Annotated in this window: 13 protein-coding genes; 5 read left to right on the top strand and 8 right to left on the bottom strand. The window is 63.3% G+C overall.

All coding sequences use genetic code 11. The features are described from left to right. The first annotated feature begins 113 nt into the window (after window positions 1–113). The 3 genes from ABE485_RS07755 to ABE485_RS07745 are packed head-to-tail and all read left to right on the top strand — an operon-like array spanning window position 114 to window position 6,092. Window positions 114–1,511 carry a hypothetical protein gene (locus tag ABE485_RS07755; protein WP_346514719.1) on the top strand — a complete coding sequence of 466 codons (1,398 nt, stop codon included), beginning with the start codon at window positions 114–116 and terminating at the stop codon, window positions 1,509–1,511. Next, the gene (locus ABE485_RS07750; protein ID WP_346514718.1) at window positions 1,508–3,433 is read left to right on the top strand and encodes a phospholipase D-like domain-containing protein; all 1,926 of its coding nucleotides are present in this window, start codon (window positions 1,508–1,510) and stop codon (window positions 3,431–3,433) included. The genes ABE485_RS07755 and ABE485_RS07750 overlap by 4 nt, the downstream gene beginning before the upstream one ends. Then, window positions 3,423–6,092, top strand: coding sequence for a DEAD/DEAH box helicase family protein (locus ABE485_RS07745; RefSeq protein ID WP_346514717.1), 2,670 nt, complete (start codon window positions 3,423–3,425; stop codon window positions 6,090–6,092). Before ABE485_RS07750 ends, ABE485_RS07745 begins: the two co-directional genes overlap by 11 nt. A 57-nt stretch (window positions 6,093–6,149) precedes the next feature. Here ABE485_RS07745 and ABE485_RS07740 read toward each other — a convergent pair whose 3' ends face one another. The 4 genes from ABE485_RS07740 to ABE485_RS07725 form a co-directional block, all read right to left on the bottom strand. Continuing rightward, on the bottom strand, window positions 6,150–6,539 hold the full coding sequence (locus ABE485_RS07740; RefSeq protein ID WP_346514716.1) for a YkvA family protein: 390 nt from the start codon (window positions 6,537–6,539) through the stop codon (window positions 6,150–6,152). Window positions 6,540–6,565: 26 nt separating this feature from the next. Next, on the bottom strand, window positions 6,566–7,306 hold the full coding sequence (locus ABE485_RS07735) for an MBL fold metallo-hydrolase (RefSeq protein WP_346514715.1): 741 nt from the start codon (window positions 7,304–7,306) through the stop codon (window positions 6,566–6,568). A 224-nt stretch (window positions 7,307–7,530) separates the two neighbouring features. Next, window positions 7,531–8,148: a TetR/AcrR family transcriptional regulator gene (locus tag ABE485_RS07730; RefSeq protein WP_346514714.1), complete on the bottom strand. Its 618-nt coding sequence runs from the start codon at window positions 8,146–8,148 to the stop codon at window positions 7,531–7,533. Window positions 8,149–8,171: 23 nt separating this feature from the next. Continuing rightward, on the bottom strand, window positions 8,172–8,768 hold the full coding sequence (locus tag ABE485_RS07725; protein ID WP_346514713.1) for an NAD(P)H-dependent oxidoreductase: 597 nt from the start codon (window positions 8,766–8,768) through the stop codon (window positions 8,172–8,174). Window positions 8,769–8,976: 208 nt separating this feature from the next. Here ABE485_RS07725 and gph point away from each other — a divergent pair, with 208 nt between their 5' ends. Then, window positions 8,977–9,669 carry a phosphoglycolate phosphatase gene (gene gph / locus ABE485_RS07720; protein WP_346514712.1) on the top strand — a complete coding sequence of 231 codons (693 nt, stop codon included), beginning with the start codon at window positions 8,977–8,979 and terminating at the stop codon, window positions 9,667–9,669. A 126-nt stretch (window positions 9,670–9,795) separates the two neighbouring features. Beyond that, window positions 9,796–10,353, top strand: coding sequence for a type 1 glutamine amidotransferase domain-containing protein (locus tag ABE485_RS07715; protein WP_346514734.1), 558 nt, complete (start codon window positions 9,796–9,798; stop codon window positions 10,351–10,353). Between the two features lie 25 nt (window positions 10,354–10,378). On the opposite strand, the gene ABE485_RS07710 is transcribed toward ABE485_RS07715, so the two are convergent. From ABE485_RS07710 to ABE485_RS07695, 4 genes are read right to left on the bottom strand one after another with little or no spacing between them, the layout of a single operon-like run. After that, window positions 10,379–10,942, bottom strand: a complete 564-nt coding sequence (locus ABE485_RS07710) for an RNA 2'-phosphotransferase (protein WP_346514711.1) — start codon at window positions 10,940–10,942, stop codon at window positions 10,379–10,381. A 31-nt stretch (window positions 10,943–10,973) separates the two neighbouring features. Next, complete coding sequence (locus ABE485_RS07705; RefSeq protein ID WP_346514710.1) at window positions 10,974–11,480, bottom strand: aromatic-ring-hydroxylating dioxygenase subunit beta; 507 nt, start codon at window positions 11,478–11,480, stop codon at window positions 10,974–10,976. After that, window positions 11,477–12,790, bottom strand: coding sequence for an aromatic ring-hydroxylating dioxygenase subunit alpha (locus tag ABE485_RS07700; RefSeq protein ID WP_346514709.1), 1,314 nt, complete (start codon window positions 12,788–12,790; stop codon window positions 11,477–11,479). Before ABE485_RS07700 ends, ABE485_RS07705 begins: the two co-directional genes overlap by 4 nt. A 29-nt stretch (window positions 12,791–12,819) precedes the next feature. After that, complete coding sequence (locus ABE485_RS07695) at window positions 12,820–14,727, bottom strand: ABC transporter ATP-binding protein (RefSeq protein ID WP_346514708.1); 1,908 nt, start codon at window positions 14,725–14,727, stop codon at window positions 12,820–12,822. Window position 14,728 lies beyond the last annotated feature (1 nt).

Here is a 14,728-nt window from a genome sequence, read left to right as displayed (position 1 = left end):
GCTCTGCGATGGATCCAATCATGTGCCGGCGCGCCATGTACTGAGTGAACTTACCGTCGCCCAGCCAAGCGCCAAGGGCGGAGCGCTGTTACCTCGACATAAAAGGTTCCAAGTTGTTGCAGGGTATCCTCACTGAATTCGACGAACGTATCAGCAGCGAACTAAATCTGGACCCATTGGGATTGCTGGTCATATGGTCGGCCTACGGCCAGAAGATTTTCCGAAATCGGATCAGTTCGATTTCTAACGACGTCCGAAATTACACGCTTAATCTTTTCAACCATGCGGTGGCGAAGGCATTGGTAGAGGACGATGCGGTCGTGTTGGGAAGGGGCGTGCTGCAGGACAAGGCCTTTGCCGGCCGCGGCAAGGACTCGCCAGCTTTCAAGCAAGCCTGCTTGATCCACCTGGAAAACGTGTTTGCCTATGCGATGGTAGAGGCGCAATCGCAACCGGGTGTGGAAACTGCGGGCGTGCTCGGTATATCCAAGGCACGTCGATATTGGGACGAAACCCAGGGCAAGCCACAGTTGCGTTTCAGTCCTGGGCCAAGTGCTCACGTGCTTGTTCGGCAAAACTCGCTGGGCGTCAGCGGCCGGTACAAGACGCCGTTGGTACAGATGAAGTTTTTCGACGGCAACTACGACTACACATTGCCCGAATCCGCCCCACAGTGGCAGAAAGCGCAGGCGCAATTATTCTCGGCCTCAAAGCCGCTGTCGCTCTTGCTGTCCCACGCGCGCGAATACCTGGCTGAACTGCTCGCTGGTCCTCGCCACGAACCCGAGCGCAATTTCTCGGATGTACCGATGAAACTGAAGTCGATGTTCGTCAGTGCATTCCGTTCCCCGGCTGCCGTGGGAGCGTACGCACGAGATTTTTGGCTTCAAGTGACGGAACTGAATCAGGGAGCGCCGGGTGCGCTTTACCAGGAACTTGAGCAGGAGTGGCGGCCAGATGGCCAGATCGAGAGGCGGCCCACGGATGAGGTCTTCGCGCGGGCAGGCAACTTCAGGTCCCTCGATGCCGAAGGACGGGAAAAATTGATGTATGTGAGTGTGTTGGAACCGTTTCTGGCCGAAGCCGATCTTTTGCTGGACGTAATGCTCTCCGCCAAGTCCCATTCTGTGGACGAGGTGATTGCCAAATGGAAGGCGTTAGGCCGCGATGGCAGAACATTGCCCAATCTTGCCGCACCCATACTGGCAAATGCAGCGATGCGCGAGCAACTCGCGGGCACCGCTGCCGAGAGGTTGAGCGAGTTGTTGACCTTGGCCCGAAGCCTCGAATTGCGCCAACAGGTAGAAGGTCTTCTCAAGTATCACGATAAGGTGATGGCAACCCGCGAACAATCGCCATGGCTGAGGATACTCAGCGGTCAACAACTTAAAGTGGACGTGCGCACGCGCGCGTTGCCGGTAAAGGAAAGGCGCCCGGTTGGGAGCTGGGTAAACCATTACTACGTGCCGCAGTTTCGTCACCTGCTCTCCGGGCTTCGGGGGGCAGCATGAAACTACTCGATGCGTTGCGTCAGCAAGTGAAGACGCTTGGGAAACTGAGGCGAGCCTGGTTTACGACATTTAACTTGAGCCTTCCCTTCTTCGAGACCCATGTGCTTCCCGTGTTGCTAGAGGCCGACACGCCTGTCAACCGGATGGACTTCGAAAATATGCAATTGTTGATGGCCGAGAGCGGCGTCGATCTGCGCATATTTTGCGACCTTCGAATGATGGAGGCCGATCAACTCAAACGCACAGCGCTGCTGGTGCATGGAGTACTGCCGCAGTGGTTTGGGCGGGAAGACTTTGACAAAGAGTCATTGTTTCATCCCAAGGTTATTTTTCTGGAGGATGAACATGGCCGCATGGTGCTGGGGACGGGCAGCGCCAACCTGACCGTAAGCGGGTGGGGGCGCAACCAGGAAGTATTTATTTTTCGTCAGGTCAGCAGCAACGACCAATATCAGCAGATCAAACGGTTTTTCGAACCTCTTCTCGCGGCTGCTGGCGTAAGCGGGGAACCGCTCTTGGGCGTGCGCCGGCGATTCCACGGTAAAGATGCGGCTTGGCGTTTTGTGCATAGTTTCGAGCGGCAGAGTTTCCTGCAGGCCTTGCTGGCGAACACTCACGCTGAGCGACTGACGGTGTGGTCGCCGTACTTCTCGCGAGACTTGGCGGCGCTGCTCGCGAAAATTCGGGAGTTGGGTGGTGGAGACCTGAATTTCTCCATCGTTCCCGATAGAGTGGGAAACCGGCATTTGCGGACGCCATGGTCCGATGGAATTCAAGGGATGCTGGACAACGACGAACTGGTATTCCACGACCGCCCGTTGCCACGTGGCGATGCGATCGAGATGACTCACGCCAAACTCTGGTTGGCGTCGGGGCGTCAGGCTTGCCTGGCTGTGGGTTCGTGGAACTGCACCAGCCGAGGGAGTGCGAGCTTCGATTTGCGCAACGTGGAAGCCGGCATCCTGCTCAATGTGCCGCCTGGAACGGAGGTCGCAGGGCTGCCGTTGAAGTTGAGCAAGAAAGACTTCAGCGACGAGGAGATGCTGGAGGAAGAAGAACTTGAACTGCCGCCCTATCTGCTCCCGTTCGAGTTGCATGTGCACTTTGATTGGGAACAGGGGCGCTATGAAGTGCAGGGATGGCTGCAGGAAGATATCGCGGCCGTAGGCTATACGCTGCGCTTGCCGGGGGTGAAAAGACCGCTGAAGCTGGAGTGGAAGGCTCGGCGAATTAACGGGGCCCTGCCTTTGGAACCCATCACGCTTGAGCTTGCGGACAATGAAGCGCTGTTGGCTGACCATAGCTACCAGGTCTGGTGCGATGGCGCCGTGGCCTACCGTGGACTGGTAATCGAAACCGGACAAGCTCATCGGCGAGCCCAGGGGTACGACTCCCTGAAAGACTTGCTGAATGATCTGGTCAATGGGATCGAGTCAGGCTCCAGCGGCACGTCCGGTCTTCGCACCATACTCAGGAATGTTGACTTGCCTGACGACAGACCTGCGCCATTGCCGCTTGGGGTAAGTGGGGAGGGGCTGAGCTATTTCCGCCTGTTCCACGCTTTCGAGAAATTCGGCCAGCGGCTGCGCGAATCGAATTCGAGGCCTGACCTCGAAAGGCTGCTGTTCGTGATGCCTGGCAGCTTGCAGGAACTGGTGTGTAAGGTGAATGAGCAGGTTGCGGCGTCCGTAGGTAGTGCGGTGTTCAGGTGGATGCTCCTGCAGGAGGCGGATTCCCTTTATGCGCTGGCATTGGTGGCGTATGACCGCACTCGAGCCAAGTACGAACGGAAGGCATCGCCGAAGAGCGCGAAATGGGACAGCCTGAAACCGAACAAACGAGGCGTGCGGCTGCCGCAAGAGATCCGGAGCAACGGTGCTTACATGCGTCAACTTAGGGAGGCCTGTGGCTATGGTCGCTGACCGTTGGGGAGCCTTGACGCCCGAGCGCGTGTCCCGCTGGATCACCTTCGACCGCGAAAGCGCGGATTGGGTGTATCGCGAGAGCGATCACTCGATGCCGGCACGTCAAGCGGAGGGTGTGGCAGGCTTGTGGAATAAGTTGGGAAAGCATCACGCGGCGCTCCTGGCTGACGAAGTGGGCATGGGAAAAACCCTGCAGGCCCTAGGCGTAATGGCGTTGCTTTGGAAAGTCAGACCTACCGCTCGTGTATTGGTGATGGCTCCAAACAGAGACATCTGCCGTCACTGGCAGCGCGAGCATGCAAAATTCGTTCGAACGCACTATCGCCAGTTTGACGACGTCATCCGCCGCGTAGCTGACGGTGAACCAATGCATGAAGCCCGGTTGGCCTGGTCCCTGAATGAGCTGGCCGAAGCCGTTGAAGCTGGGACTCACCAATTCTTCATTACCACGATCCATTCGCTGAGCGGATTGGTACGTAACGAAAGCGAAGAAGGTTTCGATAAGCTGAAAGGCGCCGCCGATGCGGCTGCGGCAGTCCACGGCCGATTGAAATCCGCGTTGAATGGACGGGGCTTCGATTTGGTGGTGGTGGACGAAGCGCATTATTTCCGCAATGCCAAGGGGAAGTCCCAGCGGGCAAGAGCAGCGCGTGAGTTTTTCGGCCCATCTCAAGATCGACTGGGCGAACGGGCTCTGCTGATGACGGCGACGCCAAGCCATGCTTGCATGGCGGACGTATCGGCGATCCTGGGCTATGTGGCCGAGGTGGGTAATGCCCCGCCCGAGTCGCTCCTGAAAAAGTACGCGTTGCGCCGCCTGCGCCGCATGAAGGGCCGGGATGGAAGCTACGACAAGTACGGCTACCGTCACGAGCAGGCGTTGACCGCGGATTTCGGGGATGATTCTGCGGCCGAATTGTTCTTTGCTCTGTACCAGAAGCTGCTGGTCCAGCAGCAGGTAAAGGATGGCCGGCGGTTCCTCTATGGCTATCTGGAGGGCTTTGAGTCATTTCAAGTGGCGGCTCCGGAGGCTGAGCAGGAGACGGAAGAGGACGGCGCCAAAAGGGATTTTCAGGGCGCGCCTGACACCGAAATCCTGCGGCGGCTTGCCCGGATGCATGACAGCTTGGGAGGCCTGCCAGCGCATCCCAAGTACGACCGTCTGTTGCGCGCCTGTGTAACCGCAGATATTTTCCGAACGGATGTTGATGTCCACGAACTGAAGCATCTGGTTTTCGTGCGGCGAATTCCTTCGGTTCGGGAGATCGCAAAGCGCGTGAATGCATCCTATGACAGACAGATGGCGTCCAGAATCGTGAGAGCGCTGGCACCGGATGACAAGACGGGTCTCCTGGAAAAGTGGGAAAGAAGCCACTGGTCACGTGAAGTATTCAATAGACTCTTTGCGGACAGCGGGCAGGATGACGATGCGGCTCTGGCCGAAGGCGATGATCCCGTGTCAGACGATCACGTCGATTCCGACGCCGACGTCCATTCGCACGTAGCTAACCTTTTCGTGGTCAAGAAGTCGGGATCCCATCGCACTACGGACTGTTCGAAATTCAGCCTGCGCCTGCGCAAGCCGGAGAGTCTTTTTTCGCTTCTGCTCGAGCCAGCCCGCGACTATCGAATGGGGACCTACAACTATCACTACCGAAGGCATTCGGGTGATAGGACGCGTGAGGAGTATGCGGCTGCCGCACTTGAAGCTCGTGGCGTCGATGCAAGGCAAAGTGTCAGTGTGATTCCAGATTCGAAGATGGACTTCGATAAGCCCATGCCCACTCTATGGGGGCGGATGTATTGCTTATTGGAGCCGGCCGATCAAGAGCGCATAGAACGGCTTGCGCAAAATGGGAGTCAGGCGGAAAGCTTCAGCCGCTATCTGAAGAACGGCTTCTTGTTCGCAAGTCCGGTGATGGTGGACCTGTACTGCAAGTATGTGGAGTTCCGCCGGCGCGGTGTTAACGGGGATGTGCAGCAACGGTATCTGGCGTTCTTGGATTATCTCGGCCGGTCTTTGAAAGGTTCGCTCGCTTTCGCCTATTTCCGCGCGGCGCTGGAGACTTTCGAGGTGTTGTGCGAGAACGTCCCGGATGAGGACCGCCAGGATTGGCACAAACTGGCTGGACTAACCAGTCCTGCGTTTTATGCCAGTGGCGCGGTCAAGGATCGACAGCGGCTGATACAGGGTTTTAACTCGCCGTTCTATCCTAATGTGCTGGTTGCCACATCGGTACTCCAGGAGGGGGTGAACCTGCATCTGCAGTGCCGTAAGGTGCATCACTATGGAATAGCGTGGACGCCGGGTGATAACGAGCAGCGGGTGGGACGGATAGACAGGCTGTTCGGTAGGGTCAACTCGGAGTTGGAACGTCACGGCAAAGCCGAGCTGGAAATTAATTATCCGTATCTTGCTCGCTCTTTCGATGAAGAACAATTGGCGTCCTTTATCCGTGAAAAACACGTTATCGAAGGGCGCATGGACGCATGCCGGCAACTGCCGGTGAACTCCGAAATCAACCTGCAACAAGCTAGCGAAAGTTGGCGTAGCTATCTTCGCAAACCGAAACTAGACCCGACCGTGTCGGCACTGATTGATCCCTATCCGTTCGACCCTGCTGAACGGCCAACTGGAGAATACGAGTCGTCATGAATGCTAGAAGGGTGCCTGACGCATTTTCATAAGGTGCGCCGGCGCGGCCCGGGGGCGTCACACTCGATGGTAGTAACGCCAAGCCAACGCCGCCACAATCACCCAAATCGCCACGATCAGCGCGGCCCCAACCCAGCTGCGCGGCTTTGCGCGGCGGGTATCCATCCACTCGTCCGCCTGGCCCCTGCATTCCAGCAGCACGTCGGGCGGCAGGAGCCTGATGCTCAGCCAGATGAAGGCGGGCAACAGCAGGACGTCATCGACGTAGCCCAGCACCGGGATGAAGTCGGGTATCAGATCGATGGGGCTCAGCGCGTAGGCGACGACAAGCACTCCCAAGGCCTTGGCATACCAGGGCGTCAGGGGATGCCTGCCGGCAAACCACAGGGTGACGCCGTCTCGCTTGGTTTTCCTGGCCCACTGCTTCAGGCGCTGGGTGATGTTCATCGTATGCGTGCTGATTTGAAGCCCCTTCAGTGCGGCGCCTGATCCCGTTCCACGCTGTCGGCCAGCGCGCGCAACAGGGCCGCGCCATCGCCGTGCCACGCGCTGCCGTGCATGCAGGCCAGCGTCGTCGGCTGCAAGGCCGCAAGCCGTTCCAGCATTGCGCGGGCGTTCCTGGTGTGTGAAAAATAGTCCATCTGGCGGCGGAAAGCCTCGCTGGGTTCCAGGATGTCGGACTCCGTGAGCGCAGGATTATGCGAACCGCCCTGGGTGAACAGGTCGCCGCAGAGCAGCGTGGCCGATTCGGTCTCCATCAGGAACCCGCATTCCCACGCGTGCGGCAGATGCGGCGTATCGAGCCAGTGCACGCGATGCTGCCCGAGGGACAGCGTCTCGCCATCGTCCAGCGCGCGGGGCGGCCTGTCGGCAAAGTCGCCCACCGACACCATGGTCGCGACCCGCCCGCAAAGCGCCTCCGCATGCGGCGCGGCGGCTAGAAAGTCATTGAGCGCCCCGCATTCGTCGGACTCGAAATGCGAGAACCCGATATAACGCAAGCGATCGATCGGCAGGATCCGCCCGACCGCCGCGCTGACGACGGGAAACAGCTTGCGCAAGCCGGTGTGGAACAGCAGCGGCGCATCGTCGTTGATCAGATACTGGTTGAAAGAGAATCCGCCGCCGGGGATCTCGACCGGGGTGGAGATGCGATAGATGCGGTCCGCAATCTCGTCGATTGTCGTACCGCTTGAATGGGACAGCGTCGCCATGGCGCGCTCCTTTCCTGGACAACTGACGGGGGTATGGGCGTTGCCGGTACCTGGGTGACTACTCGACGATTGTCGAACGTTCAGGCGCTTATGTCCACGGACCCTTCGCTGCCCGTGGCGGCAGCGTCGGCGCTGCCAACGAAGCGCTCGCGCATCGTATGCAGCCCCAATTTGGAGCGGGGCAGGATCAGCGGACGCCTGTCCGCCGTCCGGCAGGGAAATGATCAGGAAATACTGGTGCGATGATCTTGGCGGCTGCGCTTGACCATATCCACAATGATCCGAAACAGCTCCTCGCAAGCTTGCGCCTGCGTGATTTCGCCATCCACCGCCGCCTGCGACAACGCATCCGCGGCGCCGAGCATTCCCCACAGATTTGCTGGCGACACGCCTTCGCGGCCGGCGAAAGGCGCAAGGATGGCCTGGCACTTTTCGATGAACACGCGCTGGTACTGCGCCTTCACGGCGGCAAGTTCCGGCGATCCGGTCAGCGCCGCCAGCACGCCGGGGATTTCCCGCCCTTGCGTCGACACGCATTCGACATACCGGGTGGCGATGACGCCGGCCTTGTCTTTCAGCGTGGGCTTGCTGGCGGCGATGGCGTCGTCGATGATCGCGGTCTGGCGCAGGTCGAAGTCCTGGTAGAGCATCGCCAGGAGGCCGTTGCGGGTGCCGAAGTGTTCGTAGACCACGGGCTTGGAGACGCCGGCGGCTTCGGCAAGCCGGCCCAGGGTCAGGGCGTCGGTGCCTTCATCGCGGATCAGCTTCCAGGAAACGTCGATGAGCTGGCGCAGGCGTTCTTCCTTCGACAGCCGGCGCCGCGGGGCAGGGGGGGAGGGCATCGGGTTCAGTCCTTTGTTCGGATTCACGGCTGCGCGGCAAAGATCCGCTTGCCGATGGCCTGCGCAGCGTCCAGATGCGCCGCCGGGTAGCCGGCGTCGGACGATACCAGCAAATCCGACGTGGCCACGCGCGCCCCGCAATAGCCGAAGATGCCGTGGTCGATCTGCGTCTTCATCGCGCCGAAGTAGCCGTGGCGGGCGTAGGTGCGCATGTCGGCCCCGCCGCTGGCGATCAGGTGCACCTGCAGGCGCTGCAGCTTCTTGACGACGCCGCCGTCCGGGTTGGCGTCATAGGCCCAGCCGTTGGTGAACACGCGGTCGATCCAGCCCTTCAGCAGGGCGGGGAACGACCACCAGTGGACGGGATACACCAGCGCCAGCGCATCGGCGCGATCGATGCGCGCGTGCTCGGCGGCCACGTCCGCGGGCGGATGCTCTTTGGTCAGGTGCAGGGCCACGTCGGCCTGCGTGAATCTTGGATCGAACGCTTCCGAGGCGAGGTCCGCCATTTCAAAGGAATGCTGCGGCCCGGAGGCGGTGACGCCCTGGGCCACGTGATTGGCGATGGCGTGCGTCAGGGAGGCCGGGTCGGGATGTGCGACAACGATGAGCGCGTGCATGGCTAAGGTCTTCCGTGCGTGAATTGATACCTACCAATGGTAACCTACGATTGGTAGGTTTTGGGGAAGGATTTTTCTGCCTTTCCTGGTCAGGGCCGGCAAGACCACTTCCATGGATGCGGCAGCGCACGGGGCGAGTCCGCTCGGCGCTAAGCTAGGGGTTATCGCACCCGGCCTGATCTTTCGGCCTGAACAGGAGCGTCCCACCATGACCGATCTTGCCGCCCTGGACGGGGCCACCATCGCCTTTGATCTCGACGGCACGCTCGTCGAGTCCGCGCCGGACCTGATAGGCGCGGTGAACGCCGTGCTGGTCGCGCACGGCTATCAGCCCTTGCCCTATGACCGGGGCCGGCCCTATGTCAGCCGGGGCGCGCGCTGGCTGCTGCAGTGGGGGCTGGAAACCGCCGGCGAACCCGAACCGGCGGCGCGCACCGCCGCGCTGTTCGGGAGCTTCATCGCCTACTACAGCGACCATATCGCGGACGAAACCCGGCCGTTCCCGGGCGTGATCGACGCGTTGAAGACGCTCAGGACGGCCGGCGCCTTGCTGGTCGTCTGCACCAACAAGCCCACCGGCCTGTCGCGCAGCCTGCTGGCCAAGTTGCACATGGCGGGCCTGTTCGACGGCGTGGTCGGCATCGACGCCGTTTCGGCGGCGAAGCCGAACCCTGCCCACCTGATCGAAGCCGTGCAGGCCGTCGGCGGCGACCTGGCCCGCACGGTCATGGTCGGCGACGCCGACACGGACGCGGGCGCCGCCCGGGGCGCGGGCACGCCGCTGGTACTGGTGGACTTTGGCTACACCGAAATTCCCGCGGCCGAACTCGGCCCGGACGTGCTGCTGTCTCGCTTCGACGACCTGCCGGCCGCCTGCGCCGGATTGCTCGGCGCCCCATGATTTCCCCGCTGCGCCGGGGCCGGGTATCGCCTTGACGCGGGCATGGCGCTTGCTGCGACAGTGCGGCGCGCCTGGGCCCCGGATCGCGGCGCGCCGCAGGTGCGGGGGGCGGCAACGGGAGCAGACATGGCAACACTGGACGACGTGAATGTGGCAATTCTTGCCGTGGACGGTTTCGAGCAGGTGGAACTGACCGGTCCGCGTGATCGACTGCATGAGGAAGGCGCGCGCACCGTGCTGGTGTCCGCGCGCACGGACCCGATCCTCGGGATGCATCATGACAAGCCGGGCGACCGGTTTCCGGTTGACCTGACATTTCTTCAAGCGGCCTCGGAGCCGGGAGTCTTCGATGCGCTGCTGCTGCCGGGCGGGGTGGTCAACGCCGACGAGATCCGCATGCAGCCGAAGGCGCAGGAGCTGGTTCGCGCCTTTTTCGATGCGGGCAAGCCGGTCGCGGTGATCTGCCACGGCGCATGGCTGCTGATCTCGTCCGGCCTGGTGAAAGGGCGCAGGATGACCAGTTGGCCGTCGCTGCAGGACGACCTGCGCAACGCGGAAGCCGAATGGGTGGATGAAGAGGTTGTCGTCGACGGCAACCTGGTTTCCAGCCGCAAGCCGGATGACATTCCCGCCTTCACCCGCGCGTTCATCCAGCTGCTGCAGGACGCGGGCAAGCGCGGGTAGGGCAGTCGCCAACCGAGGCCGGATTTCAGCCTGGCCCAGCTTGCCCGTCTTCGCCCAGGAACTGGGGCGGAACCGCCGCCGCCAGCCACACCCCATTGTCGGCCTGCTGGAAGCTGTGCCCCTGCGCCCGCATGGCTCTCGCATCGACGCGCAGGATCACCGGGGTGCCATAGCGGCGGCCGACCTCGGTGGCGGTGGCGATCTCGGCCGACAGGTGCACGTGGTGGCGCTGTCCCGGCTTGAGGCCTTCGCGCAGGATGGCGTCGAGAAAGCGCGTGGCGGTGCCGTGGTAAAGCGTGTCGGGCGGCGTGCGCACGGGATGTTCCAGAGCGACGGCCTGGGTCGTATGGCCCTGGGCCGCACGGATGCGGCGGCCATCTGCGCTGATGCTGAAGCGCTTCTTTTCGCTGGTCTGCACCACGTCATCGAGCTGCGCGCGGCTGATCTCGCGGCCATGGGCGGCGGCCTGCAGGAGCAGGGTGTCGATGTCGGTCCAGCCCTCGGTGTCGAGCGCGATGCCGATGTCCTGCGGCGCGTGGCGCAGGACGTAGCTGAGGAACTTGCTGGTGTTGGCGAGGGTGGCGGTCATGGGCGCAATGATACGTCGCGCCTGACGTGCCCTACAGCAGCAATTGAAATGCCGGCAGGCTGGCGTCGGCGTTCAGCAGCACCACCTTCTTCATCCGCAGCTTGAACTGGCCAGGGCGGCCTTCAATCGTGTGGATGGCCGTCGCCGCCAGCATCCGCTGCGTATCGCCTTGCGTTTCGACATACAGGAACGGGGTGCGCAACTGGTGCTGGCCAGTGTCGGCGTCGCTTGCCAGCAGCTGGGGCGCCTGCAGGATGCGCAGCCCGCGCACCGCCGGGTGCAGGGAGTGCGCGCGCGGATTGCCGTAGCGCTGGATGCGCAGGCGCAAGAGCAGCAGGTCTTCGTACAGCAGCGAAGGCGCCAGGTCGCCTGGCGGCTGGTCCTGCGCGAGCGGCATCCAGTACAGGCCGTCTTCAGCGTACAGGGACAGCCACTCGTCATAGCGCTGCGTGTCCAGCAGCATGGCTTCGTGGTAGACGAACGCCTTCAAGGCATCCGGCGTTGTTGCGCAATCCGCGGGCATCGGCGTCGTGTTCATGCGGCGTCTCCCATCAGGTTCAACCAGCCGCGATGCTGATTGCGGATGACCCATTCGTTGTTGCCGCTGTCCATCGATGCGGCGCCGGCCTCGATTTCGCCGTCGCGGTAGCCCCGGTGCAGGCTGAGCCATTCGTTGCCGTCGCAGAGCAGGCCGCGCTGCTGGCTCTCGAACAGATGGACGTCGTCGTGGGCGACGACGGACATGGGCGAAAACACCAGCCGGGCGTACGACGCGGCGCGCTGGCGCAGGCGCGCCGGCGCCGTCCTGGGCGCAAAGGCCCAGATCTCGATCAGGGTTTCGTTTACCGCCAGCGGCCGCACTACGCGAAGAATCATGGGCGAGGCCTTGGCCGCCAGGCTGGGATAGAGCACGGTGTTCTGGGGCGAAAACTGCAGGATCCGTTGCGCATCCTCCTTGCCGTGCAGCGCTTCGAGTTCCTGCTGGTAGTCGGGCAGGGGCGCGTAGCCGGTGTGGATGCTGAACTTGGTGCCCAATACGCTGTGCCCATGGGGCAGCACGCGCGCGCCCATCTCCGAATAGAAGCTGTAGCCCGCGCCGAAGGGCAGCAGCTGCTCCATGGCCAGCACGGTGTCGGCGCCCTCGGGCACGGTTTCCGCAACCTGCTTCGCGGCGCTGGCGGCCGACTCGTGGGTGGAGATCGGATGCACCGTGTCGTTCACGTTCTCCAGGTAGAGCTTCCAGTTGCAGGCGATCCGGTTGCGCAGGGGCGGTCCCAGGACCGACAGCTGGCCGTCGGGCGCCCGCGCCACCATGTTGTCCAGGGTGGCAAGGACCTCGCCGAAATAGGTGGCGAAATCCAGTCCGTCTTCGCTGATCCGCACGAACACGAATCCCTTGTAGTTCATGAATCCGCCGGGCGACGACAGGCCTTTGCCGGACGGGCAGGCGGCCAGGTTCGTGCCTTCGTAGTCGTTCTTGAGCGGGATCGACAGCAGCGAGCCATCCAGGCGGTAGGTCCAGGCGTGGTAGGGGCAGCGCAGCACCTTTCCGCAGTTGCCCTGGCGCTCGTGCACGAGCTGGCTGCCCTTGTGGGCGCACCGGTTCATCAGCACGACGACCTCGTCGGGGCTCTTGCGCAGCAGGACCAGCGACTGGCCGGCAATCTCGGTAGTGTAGTAGTCGCCCACGGCGGGGACCTGGCTTTCGTGGCCGACGTAGACCCACGCACGGGTCCACAACCGCATCTGTTCGGCGGCGTACACCGCGGGATCGGTGTACAGGTCGCGATGCACGCGATCCGGTTCCACCAGGCGCCCCACGCCTTCCGGGGAAAATTCGTCCGTCATGCTGTCTCCAATGCGTTTCAATGTTCGGTTTATGCGGTGGCGGGCGCAGCCGCGGGCGCGGCGGCGGATGGCGGTATCGGCGCCCAGTCCTGGCCCGCCGAATCGGGCGGCACGGCCGCGATCAACGCCCGGGTGTAGGCGTGCTGCGGCCGGTCGAACACCTGGTCGACCGGACCCTGTTCCACGACCCGGCCCCGGTGCAGCACCAGGACGCGCGTGCACAGGTACCGGACGACCGCCAGGTCGTGCGATACGAAGACAAGCGCTATGCCCAATTCCTGCTTGAGCCGCAGCAGCAGGTTCAGGATCAGCGCCTGCACCGATACGTCCAGGCCCGACACGATCTCGTCGGCCACGATGAGGCGGGGCGTGACGCAAAGCGCCCGCGCGATGTTCACGCGCTGCTTCTGCCCGCCAGACAATTGCGAAGGCAATCGGTCCACGGCCTCGGGCGGCAGGCCCACCGACGCCAGCAGGCGTTGCGCGCGCGCCAGGCGTTGCGCCGGGTTCGCGTCGCCCCGCGCCGCCTCCAGGATCTGCGTCACCAGCGATCCCACCCGCCGACGGGGATTCAAGGCCGAATCGGGGTTCTGGAACACCAGTTGCACGTCGCGCGGATCGGCCAAGGGCGCGGTCCCGGACGGGCGCCGCGCAGCGGCGGTCGAACCGGGGTAGGCGATGCGTCCCGCCGTGGGCGCGACCATGCCGGCCATCAGGCGGGCAAGACTGGTCTTGCCGCTGCCGCTTTCGCCGACGATACCCAGGAATTCTCCAGGCTCGACCGACAGCGACACGGGTTCCAGGATCTGCAGCCGGGTCCGGGGGCGCAGCAGGCGCGGGCGCCCGGGATAGCTCAGCGCGACGCCGTCCAGCGTGACCACGGGCTCGCGTCCGGACGCGGCGGGAGCGGTCCGCATGGCGGCGAAGGCCGCGCTGTCGTCGTCGGCCACGCCGCGCAAGGCGGGAATGGCGGGCAGGCAGCGCGCGGCGCGTTCGCCGCCCCGGTCCCGCAAGGGAATGCCGCTTTCGGAACAGGCCGGCTGGCGCGAGGGGCAGCGCGACGCAAAGCGGCAGCCGCGCAGCGTCGCGAAGTCGCGCAGGCCCGGCATGAAGTCGGGCAGGGTGCGCAGGGCCCTGGTGGGCGCTTCCATCCCGGGCGCGGATTCCTTCAGGCTGCGCGTGTAGGGGTGGAGCGGGTCGTCCAGGACCTGCCGCGCCGGGCCGAACTCCACGACTTCGCCCGCATAGAGCACGGCGATGGCATCGCAGACGTGGGCGGCCAGCCGCAGGTCGTGCGTGACCAGCACGACCGAGGTCTTGTGGCGCCGTTGCTGTTCGGCCAGCACGCGCATGATCTGCGCCTGGGTGATGACGTCCAGGGCGGTGGTGGGTTCGTCCGCGAAGATCAGCGCCGGATCGCCGCAGAACGCCATGGCGATCAGTATGCGCTGGCACTGGCCGCCCGACATCTGGTGCGGATATCGCGCCAGCATGGCGGCGGCGTCGCCCAGGCCCACTTCCTGCAAGCGCGCACAGGCGTAGCTTTCGTGTTGCGCCGCCGGTATTCCCACGTGGCGCAGATGCTCGAACAGCTGCTGGCGCACCGTCAGGGCCGGGTTCAGGCCGGAAAGCGGCTCCTGCGGGATGAACGCGATCTGCCTGCCCAGCAGGTCGCGGCGTTGCGCCGGGGCCAGCTGGTTCAGGTCCGCGCCGCGGAATTGGATCGTTCCCCGGGTGATCTGGAACCCCGGCGGCAGGGTGCCCGCCACCATGCGGCCCACCATGCTCTTGCCGGCGCCGGATTCGCCGACCAGCCCCAGCATCCGGCCTTCCGGCACATCCAGGTCTATGCCGCGCAGCACGGCGGCGGGCAGGCGCCGGCCGTCCACATCCACGTCCACGGTAAGGGTCAGGTCCCGCAAGCTCAACAGCGACATG

This window comes from Achromobacter spanius (assembly GCF_039673305.1).
In the GTDB taxonomy this organism is placed as follows: domain Bacteria; phylum Pseudomonadota; class Gammaproteobacteria; order Burkholderiales; family Burkholderiaceae_B; genus Achromobacter; species Achromobacter spanius_F.
This window is presented reverse-complemented; position numbering and strand designations above follow the sequence as displayed.

Bases quoted from the DNA above. Each gene is read 5' to 3' on its own strand.
- ABE485_RS07750 (WP_346514718.1), top strand. From the start codon at position 1,508: ATGAAACTACTCGATGCGTTGCGTCAGCAAGTGAAGACGCTTGGGAAA.
- ABE485_RS07745 (WP_346514717.1), top strand. From the start codon at position 3,423: ATGGTCGCTGACCGTTGGGGAGCCTTGACGCCCGAGCGCGTGTCCCGC.
- ABE485_RS07740 (WP_346514716.1), bottom strand. From the start codon at position 6,539: ATGAACATCACCCAGCGCCTGAAGCAGTGGGCCAGGAAAACCAAGCGA.
- ABE485_RS07735 (WP_346514715.1), bottom strand. From the start codon at position 7,306: ATGGCGACGCTGTCCCATTCAAGCGGTACGACAATCGACGAGATTGCG.
- ABE485_RS07730 (WP_346514714.1), bottom strand. From the start codon at position 8,148: ATGCCCTCCCCCCCTGCCCCGCGGCGCCGGCTGTCGAAGGAAGAACGC.
- ABE485_RS07725 (WP_346514713.1), bottom strand. From the start codon at position 8,768: ATGCACGCGCTCATCGTTGTCGCACATCCCGACCCGGCCTCCCTGACG.
- gph (WP_346514712.1), top strand. From the start codon at position 8,977: ATGACCGATCTTGCCGCCCTGGACGGGGCCACCATCGCCTTTGATCTC.
- ABE485_RS07715 (WP_346514734.1), top strand. From the start codon at position 9,796: ATGGCAACACTGGACGACGTGAATGTGGCAATTCTTGCCGTGGACGGT.
- ABE485_RS07710 (WP_346514711.1), bottom strand. From the start codon at position 10,942: ATGACCGCCACCCTCGCCAACACCAGCAAGTTCCTCAGCTACGTCCTG.
- ABE485_RS07705 (WP_346514710.1), bottom strand. From the start codon at position 11,480: ATGAACACGACGCCGATGCCCGCGGATTGCGCAACAACGCCGGATGCC.
- ABE485_RS07700 (WP_346514709.1), bottom strand. From the start codon at position 12,790: ATGACGGACGAATTTTCCCCGGAAGGCGTGGGGCGCCTGGTGGAACCG.
- ABE485_RS07695 (WP_346514708.1), bottom strand. From the start codon at position 14,727: ATGTCGCTGTTGAGCTTGCGGGACCTGACCCTTACCGTGGACGTGGAT.